Raw genomic sequence first — 19,504 nt, 5'->3', positions numbered from 1 at the left:
AAGGATGGGTACTTAAACTTTAGATAACACCGTAAGTTTTACAGCAAATATCTGTATGATGAGCGGATGAGTTCTAAACTTATCTGTTTTTGAATAAATAAAAAAGAGCACTACTTATGAAGTAGGCTCTAGATGCACGAATTATAAATTTAAAGTTTAAAAGTAAGGTTATTTTAAGAAGCACCTGCTCCAGCTTCCTCTAATTCAGTTTCAAGTTCTCCCAATCGATGATATTCTGTCAAGACAGCTTCTTGAATTTTCCCGCGTGTCGAGGAATTGATTGGATGAGCGATATCCCGGAATTCTCCATCTGGAGTTCGTTTACTTGGCATTGCTACAAATAAACCATTGTTTCCGTCGATCACACGAATATCATGAACCACAAATTCATTATCCAGTGTAATTGATGCGATAGCTCTCATACGACCATCCGTATTCACACGGCGTAATCTTACGTCAGTTACTTCCATTTAAGCTCACCATCCCTTTTTGTTGTTGTTAAAACTTAAAGTACATATTCAACAAAAAAACGTGAACTCCTTCTATTATCTGTAATTTTTTTAGAAAATTCAGCCTAGTTTTTAAAAACATTAAAAATCACCCATATATTACAGGGAAATTACCCATTACGAATGCCCTGAAAAATAAAAAAAAACGCCCGTTTATTTAACGAGCGCTACCACTTCTATTTCCACTAGTGCATCTTTAGGAAGGCGAGCAACCTCTACACAAGAGCGGGCAGGTTTGTGAGCAGAAAAATATTCTCCGTATATTTCATTAATCGAACCGAAATCGTCCATACTTTTAATGAATACTGTAGCTTTAATGACAGTTTCCAATGAAGCCCCAGCTTCTTTCAATACGGCTTGGAGATTCTTAAAGACCTGGTGTGTTTGTTCCTTGACATCCCCTGTCACCATTTCACCAGAAGCAGTAAGCGGGATCTGTCCAGAACTGAAAAATAACGTATCCACGATCACGCCTTGTGAATATGGTCCGATCGCTGCCGGTGCTTCATCAGTATGTATCGTTTTCATGAAATCATTCCCCCTATTCCTTTTTCGTAAAATAATTCCCACGGCTGACCTTGATTTTCTTGTCTCTTTCGACCACCTGTGTCAACTTGATTAAAGAAACATAGTCCTCGACAAGGCACTCCTCCGTATGTTCGGATTCGACCAGCACCGCAATTCCGGCAACTGTTGCCTTAAATTCATCCAATAGACTGACCATACCGTTAATGGTACCCCCAGCCTTCATGAAATCGTCTACAATCAATACATTCGAACCCTCAACCAAGCTTCTCTTAGAGAGTACCATAGTCTGGATCCTCTTTGAAGAGCCAGAAACATAATTGATGCTCACTGTAGAACCTTCCGTTACTTTATTATTCCTACTTACAATGACAACTGGAACATTCAAATAATTTGCCACGGCGTATGCTAATGATATCCCTTTGGTTGCCATCGTCATGATGACTGAGACATTTTTCTTGGCATACATTGAAGCGATTATCCTTCCAACCTTATTCACGGTTTGCGGATGTCCTAATATGTCTGTCATATATAGATAACCGCCAGGAAGTAGCCTTTCGGGACTAGCGATCGTATCGCATAATCCGTCAATGAAGGCATTGACCTCTTCTTCCTTGATGGAAACAATATATTTCACTCCACCGGCCGCACCTGGAACGGTTGTTAAAGAACCTATTCCCCGTTGTTCAAAGGTATCTTTGATGATGGTCAAATCTTCACTGATCGAGGACTTTGCCGAACTATATCTTTCAGCAAAATAAGTCAGCGAAACTAATTCCCCTGGATGTTCTAATAAATAATTGGTCATATCGACTAGCCTCTCGCTGCGACGAAATTTCATTGAGACACCCCCTTTGTGAATTCCGAATATTATATTGCAACTATACCACTAATGTACGTTTCTATTCAAGATTGTTTCGATCACCCAACAAACGGACCGCATAGACCTGATCACAGAATCCGCGAAGACCATTGTAAATCCTCTGCATGCGCGAATCATGTTCCACCAAACCAAAAACGGTCGGACCGCTTCCGCTCATCAAGACCGAATCTGCTCCAAATGTCTTCATTTGATCTTTAATGTTCGCAACCTCCGGGTATAACTGCAATGTCACTTGTTCAAGAACATTCCCCAACCCTTCACATACATCGTGATAATTGTTTTCCATAATAGCCGAAATCATTCCAGGTACATCCGGATGCTCCATTTTTGAAGTTTGGAGCCTTTTGTATATATCGGCAGTCGAAACGCCGATCGTCGGTTTGGCCAAGATGACCCAGCACTTTGGCGGTGCAGGAAGATGCGTGATTTTTTCCCCGCGCCCTCTGGCCAATGCCGTACCTCCATATACACAAAATGAAACATCAGAACCAATTTCAGCTCCGATTTCCGCAAGTTCATCCATGGAAAGACCAAGCTTCCACAGTCTATTTAAGCCTCTTAAAGTTGCTGCGGCATCACTGCTGCCACCAGCAAGTCCTGCGGCTACAGGTATATTTTTCTCTATAGTTATGGAAACACCTTTATTGATTCCAAAACGTTCCTTTAGAATAAATGCAGCTTGATAAGCCAAATTCCGATGATCATCCGGAACAAATCGATTATGGGATAGAATTTGAATATGATTTCCCTTTATTTCCTTTAGTTCAATTCTATCGGCAAGGTCGACTGTCGTCATGATCATTTCCACCTCATGATACCCATCAGGCCGTTTGAAAAGCACATCCAAAGCCAAATTAATTTTAGCCGGGGCTTTTTCCATAAGCTTCAATATGTCCACCTACTTTAACGTTCTTAAAAGTTCTTGTCCTATTCTATCATATTTGTTTATATTCTAAAGGTTTTTTCATCGTAATTTCAATGTAATGAAGCTAAGATTGGCCCTTAGAGGAGAATAGACACATGTAGGCACATTGGGGAGCAGCCACTTCCTGCATCCCAAAAGACTTGCTACATATCCATATAGCATTCACCGATACATAAAAAAACCAGACTCCTTAACTACAATGTAAGCAAAAATGAATAGAGCTATACATTGTATAAAGAGTCCGGCTTCCATCAACATGACGGCATGATACAATTAAGTGTTTTATCTTACTCTTTGTTCACCAATTGACGTTGTGCTTTTTCGATAGCAAGTTTTACCATGTTTCCTGCGTCCCTGGCCCGGATTCCTCCCCAGCCTTCTTTCTGGACAACATCGTAAAATCCAAGTTCCTTAGCCAATTCCTCTTTAAGATCATTTGACATAATCCCTTTTTTCCTGCTCAAGCGAAGCAACCCCTTTCACATGCCGTCACATGCCTAGTGTTTGCAACATACGCTATTTCATTACATCCTTTTTAAGCCTTTATTGGGACTCACAGGATATTTTATGCAAAACAAAAAGCAGCAAACAAAATTGTTAGCTGCCTCGTCTAAGTTACATCTCTTGTTGTTTGTTTAAAAATGTTAGTTCTACGGTTTCCGTTAAAACATCCGCATAGCTGTAAGATACTCTTTCAAACGCATTTTCATCTTGGTCGAGCTCAATTACAAAAACAGCCGGATAAGTTTCCGCCAAAGTTCCAAATCGTTCTACAGTCTTTCTTCTTCCACCGTTTGCTTTTAAGAGCAATCTTTTACCCAGGTTTGAATCAAGTGCAGTTTTAATATCAGCTAGAGTTTTTGGCATTTTCGGTCCACCTCACTAAGTTAAGTATATCACAATTTACAAATATACGCAAACAAAATAATAAATTATATCAGCACTTAAAAATGTAGTCAATATATTTTTATCTGAAATTCGGCAAAATCGCGAACAATTTTATTATATCCTGGGAAATGAAAAATTATGTAAACGAACTATTCCATTATTTATTAAGCCGAATTTTCGTAATTAAATCATTGCCTATGAACATTGCTCTACAAATAACCCATTTTTTTGTGAGGATATCCGAATTCTCCCCCTACCAAAAGCAAGCTGCATTCTTTCAAAATGCAGCTCGTTCATTCTTCCTGAAATGGCTTGAAAGGCAACCCGGTCCGTAACACCCCTTTTGTCTCAATTCCCCCCAGCCCCTTCTCTCCCGTTAATGTATTCCGAAGGACATCCCATACATGAATATGATCGGAAAATGGCGTAAAGCTTATCTTTCCGACGATATAAACCGGATCAAGAGCATGTATATTAACACGGGAAGGAGAACTTGCGAAATTTGCCCCCGCTTGGATCAGCGATTCAAAATGCGACTGACAAGCCCCGGCAAATATAATCAGTTGGTCTAAATGAGAAACCCTCCTTCGCGCTTCTCTAACTGTCTGTACAAAATCCTTTGAGTGACGGTAAGCATTAATATCGGACATCGGTCCTTTTGATTTTGAATAGGCATCATGACCGGTGACAACAAGAATGTCCGGCCGATAATGATCCAGCAACCCCCCGATCCTTTGGGGCATTTCCTTTTCATTGCAATAGATGCCATTGACCGGAATACCGAATTTCTGATATAGATCCATGCATTTCCTCAAGTAAGATGCATCCCCATCAACATGGAGCACCCTCCCTGGTATTTGGAAATATTCACCGCTATACCGATAGCCATTACTGGATTGATAGCCGTTTTTTTGTTGTTGCAGCTCTAGATCTTGCGTTAATAAGCGGTCAGATTGTTCTTGTAGTACTTCATTCGACCTTTGTCGATCATTTCTTTCATTATCATTAATAATCATTAAATCTTGAAAAGGTGCATCTGCAATCAGTCGGATATCTTCCCCATAAAGAATAGCTTCACGCCTTCCGTCAATATCACGGATATCAATTACCCGGAACAACACGTCGCATTTATAAGAAACCCGACCAACAATATCGTTTATTTGAATATTCATGGCCCCACCCCATGAGAAGACTTATTTTCAGCCCGCCCTAGTTTATTTTCATTCTTAAGTTATGCGAACCAATCTTGAATGGTGAAAGGTGGATATTGGTTACATTTTCGGGTATGTTCCATCATGATGGGCCAATTTCAAAATAAAAAAAGCCGGAAGCTGGGAGTGACCCCATTCCGACTTGAATCTTTCACGTTTTCTTTATTTGAAATTCGGCAATAACGCATCACTTAAGCGGCCAAATTCTTTGATGCTCAGTGTTTCGCCCCGTCTGGAAGGATCCACTTCCGCGGCTTCGAGAGCGGCAAGTATGTGTTCCTTTTTCGATTTACCATCTGGCATCTGACTGGTTAAGTTATTTAAAATCGTTTTCCGACGCTGTGCAAAGCACGCCCGGGTCACAGTGAATAGGAAATCCTCATCCAGGACCTCGACGATTGGCTTCACGCGCCTAGTAAGGCGGATTACAGCTGAATCAACATTAGGCTGAGGCATGAATACCGTTTTTGGTACGATCATCACTGTTTCGGCTTCTGTATAATATTGAATGGCAATGGATAAAGAACCATATTCCTTTGTCCCAGGTTTTGCGGCAATTCGGTCAGCCACTTCTTTTTGCAGCATGCACACGATGCCTCTAATGGGCAAGTCCTCGGACAATAGCTTTAAAATGATCGGCGTCGTGACATAGTATGGCAGGTTTGCAACAACCATCAAGTCCGAGAATCCAGCAAATTCATCCTCGATGACCTTCTTGACATCAGCCTTAAGAACATCCCCGTGAATGATGTTTACATTGTTATAAGGAGACAGTGTATCCGATAAGATGGGCAGTAGACGCTGATCAATCTCAAAGGCCGCAACCTTTTTGCTGCTTTTCGCCAGTTGTTCCGTCAATGCCCCGATTCCCGGCCCAATTTCGATGGCGCCGCTTTCCTCTGTCAAATTGGCATGTTCGACAATACGTTTCAAGATATTCGTATCGATTAAAAAGTTTTGGCCTAAGCTCTTTTTAAAGGAGAATCCGTACTTCTTTAATATTTCTTTCGTTCTGACAGGGGTTGCAATATCCTTATTCATTTTTTTCCTCCTGAATTATCTGTACCATCGCTTTCTCAAAAGCCTCAGTTGATATTTGGAACATTTTTAGTCTCTTATATAACTGTTTACCATTGGTAAACCCGATTTTTAACATAGATCCAAGTTTTCCCCTTCGTTCCTTGGCACCGGATCCCCCGATTAAACCTGCATCTATTAAATCCTGCTGTGAAATCTCTTCCGAAGCCTCTTCGTCCATTATTTGGGCATCCTTTAAAGCATTACGAATTGCCTCAGGAGAAGCATGCTCCACACCAATTCCTCTACCTGACTTAGGAAGGGCTTCCTTCTTCGTTAAAAAAGCGTGTTTACACCCTTTTACTTGTTCTGAAATGATATTCCTGATTTTTTGACCAGGAAAATCAGGGTCAGTGAAAATGATGGCTCCACGTGTCTTTTGTGCAAGCCTCACCTGTTCAATACAGGACTCATTCACCGCTGATCCGTTGGTTTCTATTGTATCAGCATTAACAGCCCTTTTTATCGCCACCGTATCGTCTTTTCCTTCTACAACAATAATTTCTTTAATCTTTTTCATGGTTTCCTCCATACAGAAAAGCGCAAGCGCTTTGATTAGCTCTTGGATAAACGTAACCGATCCCCCGTAAAAAACTTTTTTGGGTAGAGAATCCAGTCTAGATCATTTATGAAAGTTTACACGCATATATTGAAATCTTATGGAATGGCGAGACGTCTATCTTATTAAAACAGTTTTACATGGGGTTTTTCAACAAATGGAAAATAAAACGCAAAAAACAGGAGACGAATTCATCTCCTGCGAGAGAAACCTTATTAGTCCAATACGCGAATCTTTACTCTCTTTACACCCCAGCGATAGGCATCATTTTTTGAAGAAAAGAAGACGTCAATCCTATTTCCCTTTATTGCTCCGCCTTTATCAGCTGCTACAGCATAGCCATATCCCTCTACATATACTTTCGACCCCATGGGAATCACGCTTGGATCGACAGCAATGATTTTCGCACCCGGATTACTCTTTAGATCTACTCCTGTGGACGTGACTCCGGAACAGCCCTTACAACTGGCAGTATAAGCTGTTGAAGATACGTATATTTCTTTTCCACTTGAAGAACTAACGTTAGTTACTCCCCGTGATGCCTGCGCAACAGTCGTTCGAGTTCCGACCGTTACAACTTTATCCTGCTTTTTATTAACTACTTTTTCTGAAAGTAATTCTCTTTTGACCTCTTTGCCATTTTCTTTAACAACTTCATATTTCTTGGAAACGAGTCCGTCTTTTCCTTCTTTGACAATTTTCTCTTTCCCTTTTGATAAGGAGTCATCTTTTTTAGTTATGACAGCAAAGTCAACTGGTTCTTCCACTACATCGGTGACTTTTTCAATTCGAACTACGTTTACCGTATTCTCAGCTTTAACTTTTTCGGTTAATTCTGGCTCAACTCGATCCAAATCATTGAGTTTTACTCCTTGTTGCTTTAAAAAGTCAGCGACAGTAGTCGAAGTTGACCATACCTGCTTTTCGTCTCCACCCACCACTAATTTCAGTGAAAAGGCTTTGTCTATGGCAACTTCCATATTCGCTTTCAGTTTCGTACTTTTTGAAGGGGTGATCTTATCCTGTTCCTTCACACTTAGGTTTTGGTCTTTTAAAAGTTCATCTACCGTATCTGCGGTGGACCAGACTCCCTTCTTCTTACCATCCTGTACCATGACGATTTTTTGTGCAGGCTTCCAAACCACCTCCAAATCACCATCAACCTTTGTGGTTCTTGATGGGTGGACATAATCTGCGGCTTGAACGTTAATCTCTAAATCTTCCAACATATCATTTACAGTAGCCGCGTGTGTACGCACTACCTCTTTTTTTCCATCTAGCATGATTGTTACTGTATCCTTTGTTCCTTGATATATAAGTATTCCCAATGCTGTAGAAACAAGAATAGCACTGCAAATGGCCATTGCCATTCTCTTCTTCCCAAAAGGTTTGGGAATAAGGTTTTTCATAGTTTTTAATAGAATGAAAAACTCCTCCTTCCTCCCGGTGATTATATAGACTTAGTTATCAAGCTGTCAACCCATTCACTTCTCATTCAGGAAATTACTACCTATTATGCATATTCCATAATGAAAAGGAAAGGGCGACTTCTCGACATAATAAGCCTATAGTTGGAGTGAAATTTGTAGAAACCTTAAAAAATTGCGATTTTAGCTAGCAAACCCCGGGAGATATTGTAAAAAAAAATGTCAGTTAATGCCGAATAATTTCTTGGCATTCTCCGTTGTTGCCTGGGAAACTTCCTCTATTGTAAGTTGTTTGATTTCTGCAATTTGTTCAGCGACAAGTTTCACATATGAAGGTTCATTACGCTTCCCTCTATAAGGATGGGGAGCCAAGTATGGACAATCGGTCTCAATCAGTAAACGGTCTAAAGGTACGGCTGCTGCCACTTCCTTTGGTTTTTTTGCATTCTTGAAGGTCACAGGGCCTCCCAATGAAATATAAAAATTCATATTGATGCAATCCAAAGCCGTTTCTGCACTTCCGCTAAAGCAATGCATGATGCCCCCAACCCTTGATGCCTCTTCTTCCTTCAGTATGTTCACGATATCCGCGGTCGCTTCCCGATTATGGATGATAATGGGCAGCCCCACCTTTTTTGCCAATCGAATCTGCTTCCTGAACACCTCCATTTGAACATCTTTCGGAGATTTATCCCAATGATAATCCAGGCCCATCTCCCCAATGGCCACAACCTTTGGATGATTGGATAATTCCTCGATCCATTGTAAGTCGTCTTCCGTCATATCTATAGCATCCACAGGATGCCATCCGACTGCGGCATACATGAAATCATAAGTTTCTATTAATTCCATTGCCCTTATAATGGTAGGCCGGTCAAAACCAACGACTACCATATTATCGACCCCTGCTTCCTTAGCTCTTTCTATTACGTCTTCGAGATCCTCGTTGAATTGTTCCGCATTAACATGTACATGTGTGTCAAATAACATTATTTTTCTTCCTTTCTAGCACTATTTTATAAAAAAATGAAAGTTTTATGTTTCACATTTAGGTAACAAACTGATTACAAAAGAGGCTGTATGCCCAATTAATAAATGTAGAACCAAAAACTAAACCTATATTACGTTACTTTTTCCAAAAGCATAAAGAAAAAAACATAAAAATGTTTCATATGAAACACCTTTATGTTTTCATCCGTTTATTTCACTTTTGAACCATTTGGAATCGATGAATCTATTGTAGCGACTGAGAGCACATCATCCTGGCTTCCCGCCAAAATCATTCCTTGAGAGAGCTCGCCACGAAGTTTAACAGGTTTCAAATTCGTGACGCATATCACTTTTTTGCCTACTAAATCTTCTGGTTTATAGTGCTGTGCAATGCCTGATACGACTTGCCGTTTCTCATAACCCAAATCAAGCTGAAGTTTAAGAAGCTTATCCGCCTTCTTTACAGGCTCAACTGCCATTACCTCAGCAACACGCAGCTCCACTTTTGTAAAGTCATCAATAGTGATTTCATCAACCTCGGGAATCGTCTCTTCCACTTTTTCCTCGGCCTTAGGGGCATCCCCCTGCATTTGTTCTTTAATATATAAAACTTCCTCTTCCATATCCAAACGAGGGAAGATCGGGTCTCCCTTCAAGACTTTTGTTTCAGCAGGAATTTGACCGAACTCCGCTAAACTGTCCCAGGATTTTAACACATCATCTTTGATGCTAAGCTGAGCAAAGATCTTTTCCGGTGTTTGCGTCAAGAACGGTTTCAAAAGGATTGCCGTCCTGCGTAATGATTCCGCCAAATGAACCATGACACTGGCAAGGTCTTCTTTCTTGGATTCATCTTTAGCAAGAGTCCATGGCTGGGTCTCATCAATGAATTTATTAGTTCTGCTCACGAGTTGCCAAATGGATGTCAGTGCAACTGAAAATTCCATATTTTCCATTGCTTCCTCATACTTGCCAACCGTTTCTTGGTTCATTTCAAGCAAAGCTTTTTCGAATTCACCATTGGATCCTTCATAATTTGGAATCACACCATCAAAATATTTATTGACCATTGCAACTGTTCGATTTAATAAATTCCCTAAATCATTGGCCAGGTCAAAATTGATTCGTTCCACAAACCCTTCCGGTGTAAATACCCCATCGGAACCAAATGGTACTTCACGCAATAAATAGTAGCGTAAAGAATCCAACCCGTAACGATCGATCAATGTAACGGGATCCACTACATTTCCTTTTGATTTGGACATTTTACCATCTTTCATGAGAAGCCATCCGTGGGCGAAGACTTTCTTTGGAAGCGGCACGTCAAGAGCCATTAACATGATCGGCCAATAAATTGTATGGAAACGAACGATTTCCTTTCCGACCAGATGTACATCGGCCGGCCAATAATTCAAGTATTTAGAATCATTGTCCGTTCCATACCCTAATGCCGTTATATAATTGGTCAGAGCATCAATCCATACATAAATGACATGCTTTGGATCTCCCGGCACCTTGATGCCCCAATCGAAAGTAGTACGTGAAACGGCCAGATCTTCCAATCCAGGCTTGATGAAGTTATTGATCATTTCGTTTTTGCGGGATTCCGGCTGAATGAAATCCGGGTTTTCCTCATAAAACTTAAGTAACCGATCCGCATATTTACTCATCTTAAAGAAATAAGATTCCTCTTTCACCTTTTCGACAGGCCTGCCGCAATCAGGACAGTTTCCATTGCTCTCTTCGACTTGACGTTCCGTGAAGAAAGATTCGCAAGGTGTACAATATAATCCTTCATATTGGTCTAAATATATATCACCCTGGTCCAATAACCTTTTGAAAATCTTGGCTACGACCTCTTTATGGCGATCTTCCGTCGTCCTGATGAAATCATCATATGAAATATCAAGCTTTTCCCAGAGTTCTTTGATCCCTGATACGATATTATCTACATATTGCTGTGGAGTGATTCCTTCCTCAGCCGCTTTACGCTGGATTTTTTGGCCATGTTCATCAGTTCCTGTTAAATACATGACATCGAAGCCACGCATCCTTTTATAACGAGCCATGGCATCCCCTGCCACTGTCGTATACGCATGCCCTATATGTAAATTGCCACTCGGATAATATATGGGTGTCGTGATATAGAATGTTTTTAATTTATCTTGCACTTCGTTCCCTCCTCATCATTTGAAAAACCGGCTATGGGACTGGCCCAAGCCAAAAGAATATATTTAAGCTATTATCTCTATTTTAACGCTATATACAATTCTGTGCGACAATAATCACTAATCTAATCATCATGTTAATAGAATAAAAAAATAATAAGTAGACTCAACTTAAAAATAAGGGTACTTCCCTTCTGTCAGCATTACCTCTTACCTGAACAAAATATACCTAAATTTCCTTTTTTGTGCAACAACTCACATATTCGCAAACTTTTTCAGAAAATTATCCTTAATTCAGAACTTTTGTTTTGAAACTAAAATATATTTAATCATATAATAGGGAAGTATGTTTTCATATGCATACTTTGTCGAAATGTGGTGAAGTGAGCAGTTCTTTGTATCCTGAATTTCTTTACTTTTAAAGGCATAACCGATTTTTTCTCTTTAAAAGCCATTTTGTTACACGAAGTGGACCCTGCTATTTCTTACAAAAAAATGAAAATAAATCATTGACGAATTTGGGAATGGCTGGTATTATAAATTTATAAAAAAATTTGTCGAATAATGGCGAAAAAAATAGAAATAGGGTACTAGATTGTAACTGAGAGGAGAATTTTTTAAATGAAATCTACAGGTATTGTTCGTAAAGTTGATGAGTTAGGCCGGGTGGTTATTCCAATCGAACTTCGTCGTACATTGGGTATCGCTGAGAAAGACGCTCTTGAAATCTATGTGGATGATGAGCGCATCATCTTGAAAAAATACAAACCAAACATGACTTGCCAAGTTACAGGTGAAGTTTCCGATAACAACCTTACACTTGCCAATGGCAAATTGATTCTTAGTCGTGAAGGTGCAGAATTACTTATTCAAGAAATTCAACAAAACTTCACTGCTTCTAAATAAATGATAAAAAAACTTCCGTTCTTCGGAAGTTTTTTTATGCTCATTATTCTTGTATATCTATGTGAAACGCTTGATAAACATCGCGTTTTTGCATATTGCGATCTTTTGCGACCTGCTTGATTGCGTCCTTTGAAGTGAACTGCTTGGTTTCTATATAATGATTAACATGGCCGACGATATCAAGGTCCATCCACCAAGCCTCTTCCGATTCATCCTCCGACCATTGCCCGCCTTCTATTATTAAACAGAACTCACCGCGAATTTCGGATTCCACCGCCCATGTCAAGGCCTCACTCACAGTCCCTCGAATGAACTCTTCAAATTTCTTGGTTAACTCCCGGCATAATACTATACGACGGTCACCTAAAATTTCATGCATATGTTTCAATGTTTCTTTCAATCGATGTGGCGATTCATAAACGATCCAAGTTGATTCCATTTTTTTTAATTTTTCCAGTTCCTGCTTTTTTTCTTTTGCTCCCCGTTGCAGAAAACCATAGAAGTAAAAAGGCTGGGGAACCAGTCCAGATGCGATCAATGCAGTTAATGCAGCATTTGCCCCCGGCAACGGAATGACTTTAAACTGTTCGGCAATGGCATCTTTGACCAGTTCATATCCCGGGTCGGATATCGTCGGCAAGCCAGCATCACTTACCAATGCGATGACCTCTCCAGATCGAAGCCTCTCAAGCATTTGCTTCCCGCTATATTCCTTATTATGTTCATGGTAGCTGACGATAGGTGTCGAAATTTCAAAGTAGTTGCATAATTTCTTCGTATTTCGCGTGTCCTCAGCAGCAATTACATCCGCTTCCTTTAAGATTCTTAAAGCCCGGAAACTCATATCCTCAAGGTTTCCTATCGGTGTAGGAACCAGATATAGAGCCGGCTCCAATCCTTCTTTTTCAAAACTCTTTTGCTGCCACATATCATGTATCCTCCTTTGCCATCCACTTTTCCTTTTGTTTTCTTGTTAATTGCTTAAATTTATATTCAGCCTGCATGGCCAATGTCCGTGTTTCGAATATTTCATGATAAATCAGTTCAACCGGTGTCCGGCCACGTGTATACTTAGCGCCCCTGCCTTGATTATGAACATCAATCCTACGGTGCAGATCATTGGTATACCCAGCATAATAACTGCCGTCCCTGCACTTTAAAACATAAAAATAATGCTTATTCCTCTCCATATAGAATCCTTCTGATTTCGGGATTATACTCATTTTGATCATTATATACAACAAGCGGGGGAAGAATCTTCAAATCAGGGTTGCCGTCCTTTATCCCTTCTATAAGAATCGTATTCGCTTCTTTTGAACTCTTAGGATAAACGAATTGCAGTCGCTTCGGTTCAATTCTGTACATCCTCATGAAATGCAGGATATCCATCAGACGGCCCGGTCTATGAACGAATGCGGCTTTCCCACCTTGACGCAGCAATTGGCTTGAAACACGCATGACATCCTCAAGATTACACATGATTTCATGTCGGGCAATTGCAAAGTGCTCATTTTTGTTAATTTCCTCCATGGATGGCGTCGGGAAATAGGGTGGATTGCAAGTAACGACGTCATATTTGCTATACCCTATCTGCTTTGGAATTTCTTTTATATCTCCATGAATCATCTCGATTTGGGAGGTTACGCCATTATAGTCCATGCTCCTCTGGGCCATGTCATATAACCGCTCTTGAATTTCAACACCGGTAATTGTCCCTTTCGTTCTTGTACTCAGCAGCAAAGGTATGACCCCATTGCCTGAGCAAAGATCGACGATTTTCCCTTTTTGGATCGGTACATTCACGAACCTTGATAATAAAACGGCATCTAATGAAAAAGAGAACACCGATGGGCTCTGAATGATCCTTAAATTCTCAGCCAAAAGATAATCCAGGCGCTCATCTCCATTAAGTTCTACCATTGCTGTTACCCTCCTAACCATGTATGGAAAAAGCATGTTTAGGGACCATGCTTCTATGTTACTGTCGTACAAAAAGGGGCCTGACTCATAGTATGCGTCAGACCCCGAATCACTATATATTGTAAACGGTCTATCTATCACGTAAAAGAGATGGAACATCTTTTATATTATCCATTATCACTTCTTGTTTAAAAAAGATAAACAGAACAGGCAATCCCCTTCTTTTCGTAAACTGCCAAAATGCAGATTGCAAATATGAAAGCCTTCTTGATAGATACGGGCTAAGTTATCATAGCCTTCCCCGATATCCATAACCTTTTCCGCACTTGGAGTACGGTTTTTCACTTTTTGTTTGACCTTAACTGCAGCAGGCGCACTTTCGACTTCCACAAGGCCCAACCGATGGCGCAAATGCTCGTTTTCCAGCTTGATCGACTGATTTTCCTCAAGTATTTCAGCTAAGTTCTGCTTCAATTCTCCAAGCTGCTTATATAATTGGCCTATCTGGGTTTCCATATTGGTCACCGACTCAAAAATATCTTTCTTATCCACGCTCTCCCACCACCTTAATAATCTGTGGCTTGAATAGAAACGGCTCCCTCTTTTAGAATCTCATCTAGAGTATACTCTAATACTCTTTCTTGCCCGATTAGTTCAATCTGAAGTACGCGTTCTAGAATATTAAGCCCCACTACCTTGCCTTTGCCACCAGGCGTATTAATCATTTCACCTAAATCAGGAAGCATTTCCTTCGCACTTTCATACTCATCATTTTCATATTTCAGACAGCACATCAATCGACCGCATAAACCTGAGATTTTTGTAGGGTTTAATGATAAATTCTGATCCTTCGCCATTTTGATGGAAACCGGTTCAAAATCTCCAAGAAATGTGGAGCAACAAAGCATTCTGCCACAAGGTCCGATGCCACCAAGCATCTTTGCCTCATCCCTTACCCCGATTTGGCGCAGTTCTATGCGAGTTCTGAATATGGCAGCTAAATCTTTGACTAAATCACGGAAATCCACGCGACCATCCGCTGTAAAATAAAACACGACTTTATTTCTGTCGAAAGTATATGACACATCAACAAGCTTCATATCCAGCTTATGTTCCACAACCTTTTGACAACATATAGTGTAAGCCTCTTCTGCAGCCGCCTTATTCTCGTCTACAATCAGCTTATCTTTTGCATCAGCGACCCGAAGTACTTTTTTCAATGGCAGGACAACATCGTTTTCATCTACTTGTTTACGGGCTGTAACGACTTTACCGAATTCAACACCGCGGACAGTCTCCACTATTACAAAATCGTCCTTAGGAATTGCGAATTCACCCGGATCGAAGTAGTATATTTTGCCCGCCTTTTTAAAACGGACACCTACAACATCATACAAATCATGATCCCTCCTGCAAATTCAGCACAAGCTGTTCCATCAACAGCTGTGGATTCGTGTTGGACATCAGCTTCCTTTTTGCTTCCAAAATGCAACCCATATGTTCAGCAAGGCGTCTTGGGGAAAGATGAAGAGCGTGAGTTTCAAATTCCTTCAGTTTATTTTGGAACACAACGAAGTCCTTTTTGTCCAACTGAATGTATAATAAATCCTTATATATAAGAAGTAACAAATCAAGACCTCTGTCAACCTGTTCTCTTTCTTTAAAGTGTGTGAACCAATCCGTCTGAAGGTACAGCATCGCCTTCAAGGAATTAAGTTTTAACACTTCATATAATTTTACCACTATTTTTTGAGCTTGTACAAACCATTCATCATGGCTAAGCTCGATTCCAGCTTCCACATTCTGTGTGATGTGGGCAATAACCGAGGCCAGCTGTGGTTCTAACTCCTGTTCTATCAGCTTCCGTTTCACATTCTCCGGAGATAATGGCTTGAACGAAATCACTTGGCACCTTGATAATATAGTTGGCAGAATCCTCTGAAGCTGTTCGGTCATCAATATTGCTACCGTATCAGCCGAAGGTTCTTCTAAAAATTTCAATAGACTGTTGGCTGCCCCCACAGACATTTTGTCAGCATCGGCAATCATATAAACCTTCCGATCTGCCTCTACGCTCTTTTTCGAAAATTCTTCCTGAAGCCCCTTGATTTGCTCTTTCTTTATTGAGAGACCGTCCTTTTCTATCAAATGGACATCAGGATGATTCCCACTTGAAATCCGTTTGCAATTCCGACAAAGTTCGCATGGCTCATAACCTGCTGTCGGGGCTTCACATAGTAAGCTTTTGGCAAAGGCATAGCTTATCTCTTGCTTGCCTGTCCCTTTTTCCCCTTCAAATAAATACGCATGAGCCACCCTGTTTTTCGTTATGCTATTTTGCAGCATCGTCATTACCTGCGGCTGAATTTCACTCATGTCCTGCCATGTTTTATCCAAAACCATCAACTCACTTAAGTATATAAATTAATCAGAAGACCTTTAATCTCGCCTATCATTTCCAATATTTCAAGCGAACTCTTCTCTTTATTAAGAATTTCCTCGCTTAACTCAACTAATTTTGCATCTATCGTTTCCACGGTTTTCAATGGCCGGCTCTGTCCATATTCATTCCAGCTCGTTGATTGCTTCAGTTCCAGTCCATATTCAACCGCTTCTTTAACAAACCGTTTCACCAATGCTTTATATTTTGCCAATTCCCTAAAAGTACGTGACCTTACTAAACGCTGACCCGCCCCTTCGATATCGCCTATCAAACGGTTTAATGTTTGGATTTGCATCTTTTGATCCTGTGTCTGGACCATTTGTTGGAAACTTCCATTTCCGGTTTGGAATTGTTTGGCATCCTGTCGCGATTTATCCAGCTTAATAGGGATATCATGGTTGATTTTCATAATGGACCTCCCTGAAACTAACCGTTAAAATTGTAAAAAGTTTTCAACCGGCAGAACAAAAATGGTCGCACCGCCCACTTGAATCTCCACTGGGTAAGGTACATATGACTCGGCATTCCCGCCCATCGGTGAAACCGGTGATACTAATTGGGATCGTGACTGACAATTCTGTTTGATGATCTGGATGGCTTGGTCAACACGTTCATCCTCTGTTCCAATCATAAAAGTCGTATTACCTGATTTTAAAAACCCGCCAGTGCTGGCTAACTTGGTCGTTCCGAAATTATTTTCCACTAATTGATTCAGCAGGCGATGACTATCCTTGTCTTGAACGACAGCAATGATCATTTTCATTCTCATCATCCTCCGGTTACTCTGAATTTTTACTAACTACATTATATCAAATAGTATTGGTTGAATAATATGGAAACCTATATAATCAGTTTCCCGCTTTCGCTAAAAAATCCAATAGGCTGGCTTTCGATTCCTCAAAGACTTCATCTATTGTCCTGCCTGCATCCACGATAATGAAACGTTCTTTCCATCTATTTATAATGAACTGATACCCTTCACAAACTTTTTTATGAAAGTCGAGTGCTTCAAGATCCAGCCGGTTCACTTCCCGTTCCCCATTGGACTGGATGCGTCTCAATCCCTCTTCTGGGTCGATATCAAAAAAGAGCGTGGCATCTGGCATCATATCTCCAATTGCAAATTTATTGATATTGTAAACTTCTTCTATATCCAAACCCCTTGCATGACCCTGATAGGCTAATGAGCTATCTATAAACCGGTCACAGAGGACAATTCCCCCTCGTTCCAGCTCAGGCATGACCACTTCCACTAAATGCTGACGCCTTGCTGCTGCGTATAATAAAGCCTCTGTCCTCGAGTCCATGGCTGTATTATCTTTATTAAGGATCACTTCCCTAATTTGCTCCGAAATGGGAACTCCCCCTGGCTCTCGGGTTAATAGAACTTGATAGCCTTCTTGTTGCAGAGCCTTGCCAAGCATTTGGGTAATGGTTGTTTTCCCGGCACCCTCAGGCCCTTCCATTGTTATAAAAATACCACGTTTCATCGATGTACCTCCAAGGTTCTTTGTATGTAGTATATCATTTTAACCAGTCTGCCCGCTTTCATAAACGATTAATTCTCCGTTTGAAAGGGAGGAACCACCATGAAACCTTGATCCCATTTCCAGCAGTCTCCGCAAATTGGATATATGTTCAGGAGTAATCATTTCCCCGGACATAATTAGAGGGATGCCCGGCGGATAAGGAATGACCATCTCGGCGGATACCTCTCCGACTGCTTTCCGTAATTCGACAGGTCTTGCTTTGCTATGCTTCATGACGGAGTAGGGCATTTCAAGCCCTGTCATTGACCTTCCATCAGGCCAGAGGACCCGAAGATCTGCTTCCTTGTTTCCAGTTCTGTCTTGAGTGGCACTTTTTATAGTTTGTATGATTTCATGAAAAGGAAAATCGGTACCCATTTTTAATAAGGGTAAAATCATTAATAAATTATCAGGATCAGCCAACTCCGTAAAAATGCCTTCGGCTTCACATAGCTGCTGTAACTCAAATCCGCTTAAACCATTTGTTGATTGAATGACTACTTTTAACGGGTCTGCCAAGGTGCCTGGCGGCGCCTCCAGAACCCTTACTGTCTGCAGGGCACCTAATTCTCCTCTGAAGTCCGATATCTTTTCAATAAGGAATTTTTTATCTTCTGATGTAAAAGCGGCTAAGTAGGCCCTGGCCAAGTCGAGCGAACCCATAATTGGGTAAGATGGACTGCTGGACTGAAGCATTTGTAAATAGAATGATGCTTGATCGACATCAATTAAGGATGAATTCACATGAAGAAATGACCCCATCGTCATGGCTGGCAGTGTTTTATGCGCTGAATGGACAACGGCATCTGCCCCTGCCGAAATGGCCGACTTGGGAAACGGACTTCCTAACTGAAAATGAGCGCCATGTGCCTCGTCCACCAGCACAGGAATCCCCTTTTGATGTGCGAGTCTTACCATTTCCGTCAAGTCTTCACCAATTCCATAATAATTAGGATAGGTAACAATGATGGCTTTTGCATCTGGATGTACACTCAAGGCTTCTTCAATTAAATTTGATCCCACACCGCCGGCAATGCCCCATTTCTCATAATAATCCGGTTGCAAAAAAATCGGTTGTACATTCGCTAACATCAATCCATGTAAAATTGATTTATGGCAGTTTCTTTGGACAAGGACCTTATCACCTTCCCTGCAGGCAGCAAGAATCATGGCAATGTTGCCTACGGTTGACCCATTAACGAGAAAATAACTCCGCTTTACCCCATATAGATCAGCGAGTAGTTGCTCGGACTTTAGAATGGCGCCCTCTGGAGCATGCAGGTCATCTAAACCGCTTATTTCCGTGGCATCAATACCAAGCAGGGGGTTGTATAAGGCTTGGCCCTTTTTATTAAACACCCATCCATTTTTATGCCCTGGGACATGCAGGGATATGGAGCTTTTTTTATGAAAAGCACTCATTGCATCGAACAATGGTGTCTGTGATTGATTCATTTTTCTCTTCCCTCATATCATAGTATTTTTTCATTTTATCAAATAAGTACAATTTTATCTCATATTGCGCCGACAGAAAGGCAATTATG

General features: G+C 40.8%; 23 protein-coding genes. 1 reads left to right on the top strand and 22 read right to left on the bottom strand.

The genetic code is table 11. The features are described 5' to 3' along the window. Window positions 1-173: 173 nt before the first annotated feature. The 12 genes from spoVG to metG all read right to left on the bottom strand — a co-directional run bounded on the left by spoVG (window position 174) and on the right by metG (window position 11,165). Window positions 174-470, bottom strand: coding sequence for a septation regulator SpoVG (spoVG, locus tag MHB45_RS24815; protein ID WP_034316332.1), 297 nt, complete (start codon window positions 468-470; stop codon window positions 174-176). A 192-nt stretch (window positions 471-662) separates the two neighbouring features. Continuing rightward, window positions 663-1,037, bottom strand: coding sequence for a RidA family protein (locus MHB45_RS24810; protein WP_034316334.1), 375 nt, complete (start codon window positions 1,035-1,037; stop codon window positions 663-665). A 13-nt stretch (window positions 1,038-1,050) separates the two neighbouring features. Beyond that, entirely contained in the window at window positions 1,051-1,875 is an 825-nt protein-coding gene (gene purR, locus MHB45_RS24805; RefSeq protein WP_048690004.1) for a pur operon repressor, read from the bottom strand. Window positions 1,876-1,936: 61 nt separating this feature from the next. Next, entirely contained in the window at window positions 1,937-2,806 is an 870-nt protein-coding gene (ispE, locus tag MHB45_RS24800; protein ID WP_048690002.1) for a 4-(cytidine 5'-diphospho)-2-C-methyl-D-erythritol kinase, read from the bottom strand. A 323-nt stretch (window positions 2,807-3,129) separates the two neighbouring features. After that, on the bottom strand, window positions 3,130-3,306 hold the full coding sequence (locus MHB45_RS24795; protein WP_034316340.1) for a small, acid-soluble spore protein, alpha/beta type: 177 nt from the start codon (window positions 3,304-3,306) through the stop codon (window positions 3,130-3,132). 151 nt (window positions 3,307-3,457) lie between these two features. Then, window positions 3,458-3,709 (bottom strand): biofilm formation stimulator Veg, encoded by a 252-nt coding sequence (veg, locus tag MHB45_RS24790; RefSeq protein WP_034316343.1) that lies wholly within the window; start codon window positions 3,707-3,709, stop codon window positions 3,458-3,460. 314 nt (window positions 3,710-4,023) lie between these two features. Next, window positions 4,024-4,902, bottom strand: coding sequence for a sporulation peptidase YabG (gene yabG, locus MHB45_RS24785; protein ID WP_048689999.1), 879 nt, complete (start codon window positions 4,900-4,902; stop codon window positions 4,024-4,026). A gap of 201 nt (window positions 4,903-5,103) precedes the next feature. Continuing rightward, window positions 5,104-5,982 (bottom strand): 16S rRNA (adenine(1518)-N(6)/adenine(1519)-N(6))-dimethyltransferase RsmA, encoded by an 879-nt coding sequence (gene rsmA / locus MHB45_RS24780; RefSeq protein ID WP_034316346.1) that lies wholly within the window; start codon window positions 5,980-5,982, stop codon window positions 5,104-5,106. Continuing rightward, on the bottom strand, window positions 5,975-6,538 hold the full coding sequence (gene rnmV, locus MHB45_RS24775) for a ribonuclease M5 (protein ID WP_340878258.1): 564 nt from the start codon (window positions 6,536-6,538) through the stop codon (window positions 5,975-5,977). Before rnmV ends, rsmA begins: the two co-directional genes overlap by 8 nt. A gap of 254 nt (window positions 6,539-6,792) precedes the next feature. Continuing rightward, window positions 6,793-7,947 (bottom strand): G5 and 3D domain-containing protein, encoded by a 1,155-nt coding sequence (locus MHB45_RS24770; RefSeq protein ID WP_237766657.1) that lies wholly within the window; start codon window positions 7,945-7,947, stop codon window positions 6,793-6,795. A gap of 279 nt (window positions 7,948-8,226) precedes the next feature. Continuing rightward, window positions 8,227-8,994, bottom strand: a complete 768-nt coding sequence (locus tag MHB45_RS24765) for a TatD family hydrolase (protein WP_048689988.1) — start codon at window positions 8,992-8,994, stop codon at window positions 8,227-8,229. A gap of 209 nt (window positions 8,995-9,203) precedes the next feature. Beyond that, window positions 9,204-11,165 (bottom strand): methionine--tRNA ligase, encoded by a 1,962-nt coding sequence (gene metG / locus MHB45_RS24760; protein WP_034316354.1) that lies wholly within the window; start codon window positions 11,163-11,165, stop codon window positions 9,204-9,206. A 618-nt stretch (window positions 11,166-11,783) separates the two neighbouring features. Here metG and MHB45_RS24755 point away from each other — a divergent pair. After that, window positions 11,784-12,068 (top strand): AbrB/MazE/SpoVT family DNA-binding domain-containing protein, encoded by a 285-nt coding sequence (locus MHB45_RS24755; protein WP_048689982.1) that lies wholly within the window; start codon window positions 11,784-11,786, stop codon window positions 12,066-12,068. 43 nt (window positions 12,069-12,111) lie between these two features. Here the strand turns inward: MHB45_RS24755 and rsmI are convergent, their stop codons facing one another. The 10 genes from rsmI to MHB45_RS24705 form a co-directional block, all read right to left on the bottom strand. Further along, window positions 12,112-12,996, bottom strand: coding sequence for a 16S rRNA (cytidine(1402)-2'-O)-methyltransferase (rsmI, locus tag MHB45_RS24750; RefSeq protein WP_048689979.1), 885 nt, complete (start codon window positions 12,994-12,996; stop codon window positions 12,112-12,114). Between the two features lies 1 nt (window position 12,997). Continuing rightward, window positions 12,998-13,258 (bottom strand): GIY-YIG nuclease family protein, encoded by a 261-nt coding sequence (locus MHB45_RS24745; RefSeq protein WP_034316360.1) that lies wholly within the window; start codon window positions 13,256-13,258, stop codon window positions 12,998-13,000. Next, a complete protein-coding gene (locus tag MHB45_RS24740) occupies window positions 13,245-13,988 on the bottom strand; it encodes a tRNA1(Val) (adenine(37)-N6)-methyltransferase (protein ID WP_048689974.1) in 744 nt (247 codons plus the stop codon). Before MHB45_RS24740 ends, MHB45_RS24745 begins: the two co-directional genes overlap by 14 nt. 177 nt (window positions 13,989-14,165) lie before the next feature. After that, entirely contained in the window at window positions 14,166-14,504 is a 339-nt protein-coding gene (yabA, locus tag MHB45_RS24735; RefSeq protein ID WP_207117975.1) for a DNA replication initiation control protein YabA, read from the bottom strand. Between the two features lie 50 nt (window positions 14,505-14,554). After that, window positions 14,555-15,385, bottom strand: coding sequence for a PSP1 domain-containing protein (locus tag MHB45_RS24730; RefSeq protein WP_048689969.1), 831 nt, complete (start codon window positions 15,383-15,385; stop codon window positions 14,555-14,557). A gap of 1 nt (window position 15,386) precedes the next feature. Beyond that, entirely contained in the window at window positions 15,387-16,391 is a 1,005-nt protein-coding gene (gene holB / locus MHB45_RS24725) for a DNA polymerase III subunit delta' (RefSeq protein ID WP_141236117.1), read from the bottom strand. An 8-nt stretch (window positions 16,392-16,399) separates the two neighbouring features. After that, entirely contained in the window at window positions 16,400-16,840 is a 441-nt protein-coding gene (locus tag MHB45_RS24720; protein ID WP_072273922.1) for a YaaR family protein, read from the bottom strand. 24 nt (window positions 16,841-16,864) lie between these two features. Beyond that, window positions 16,865-17,194, bottom strand: a complete 330-nt coding sequence (locus MHB45_RS24715; RefSeq protein ID WP_034316369.1) for a cyclic-di-AMP receptor — start codon at window positions 17,192-17,194, stop codon at window positions 16,865-16,867. An 85-nt stretch (window positions 17,195-17,279) separates the two neighbouring features. Beyond that, entirely contained in the window at window positions 17,280-17,921 is a 642-nt protein-coding gene (gene tmk, locus MHB45_RS24710; protein WP_063595536.1) for a dTMP kinase, read from the bottom strand. A 39-nt stretch (window positions 17,922-17,960) separates the two neighbouring features. Next, window positions 17,961-19,415: an aminotransferase class I/II-fold pyridoxal phosphate-dependent enzyme gene (locus tag MHB45_RS24705; RefSeq protein WP_072273923.1), complete on the bottom strand. Its 1,455-nt coding sequence runs from the start codon at window positions 19,413-19,415 to the stop codon at window positions 17,961-17,963. Window positions 19,416-19,504: the final 89 nt, after the last annotated feature.

This window comes from Peribacillus sp. FSL K6-5616, assembly GCF_038008245.1.
GTDB classification, from domain to species: domain Bacteria; phylum Bacillota; class Bacilli; order Bacillales; family DSM-1321; genus Peribacillus; species Peribacillus frigoritolerans.
The sequence above is the reverse complement of the archived record's forward strand: the minus strand, read 5'-3'. Positions and strand labels throughout refer to the sequence as shown.

Coding starts and splice junctions, on each gene's coding strand:
- MHB45_RS24770 (WP_237766657.1), bottom strand. CDS start 7,947: ATGGCAATGGCCATTTGCAGTGCTATTCTTGTTTCTACAGCATTGGGA.
- MHB45_RS24745 (WP_034316360.1), bottom strand. CDS start 13,258: ATGGAGAGGAATAAGCATTATTTTTATGTTTTAAAGTGCAGGGACGGC.
- yabA (WP_207117975.1), bottom strand. CDS start 14,504: ATGGAAACCCAGATAGGCCAATTATATAAGCAGCTTGGAGAATTGAAG.
- MHB45_RS24720 (WP_072273922.1), bottom strand. CDS start 16,840: ATGAAAATCAACCATGATATCCCTATTAAGCTGGATAAATCGCGACAG.
- spoVG (WP_034316332.1), bottom strand. CDS start 470: ATGGAAGTAACTGACGTAAGATTACGCCGTGTGAATACGGATGGTCGT.
- yabG (WP_048689999.1), bottom strand. CDS start 4,902: ATGAATATTCAAATAAACGATATTGTTGGTCGGGTTTCTTATAAATGC.
- MHB45_RS24715 (WP_034316369.1), bottom strand. CDS start 17,194: ATGAAAATGATCATTGCTGTCGTTCAAGACAAGGATAGTCATCGCCTG.
- MHB45_RS24705 (WP_072273923.1), bottom strand. CDS start 19,415: ATGAATCAATCACAGACACCATTGTTCGATGCAATGAGTGCTTTTCAT.
- MHB45_RS24810 (WP_034316334.1), bottom strand. CDS start 1,037: ATGAAAACGATACATACTGATGAAGCACCGGCAGCGATCGGACCATAT.
- tmk (WP_063595536.1), bottom strand. CDS start 17,921: ATGAAACGTGGTATTTTTATAACAATGGAAGGGCCTGAGGGTGCCGGG.
- rsmI (WP_048689979.1), bottom strand. CDS start 12,996: ATGTGGCAGCAAAAGAGTTTTGAAAAAGAAGGATTGGAGCCGGCTCTA.
- holB (WP_141236117.1), bottom strand. CDS start 16,391: ATGGTTTTGGATAAAACATGGCAGGACATGAGTGAAATTCAGCCGCAG.
- MHB45_RS24755 (WP_048689982.1), top strand. CDS start 11,784: ATGAAATCTACAGGTATTGTTCGTAAAGTTGATGAGTTAGGCCGGGTG.
- MHB45_RS24765 (WP_048689988.1), bottom strand. CDS start 8,994: ATGTTATTTGACACACATGTACATGTTAATGCGGAACAATTCAACGAG.
- veg (WP_034316343.1), bottom strand. CDS start 3,709: ATGCCAAAAACTCTAGCTGATATTAAAACTGCACTTGATTCAAACCTG.
- rnmV (WP_340878258.1), bottom strand. CDS start 6,538: ATGAAAAAGATTAAAGAAATTATTGTTGTAGAAGGAAAAGACGATACG.
- MHB45_RS24740 (WP_048689974.1), bottom strand. CDS start 13,988: ATGGTAGAACTTAATGGAGATGAGCGCCTGGATTATCTTTTGGCTGAG.
- purR (WP_048690004.1), bottom strand. CDS start 1,875: ATGAAATTTCGTCGCAGCGAGAGGCTAGTCGATATGACCAATTATTTA.
- rsmA (WP_034316346.1), bottom strand. CDS start 5,982: ATGAATAAGGATATTGCAACCCCTGTCAGAACGAAAGAAATATTAAAG.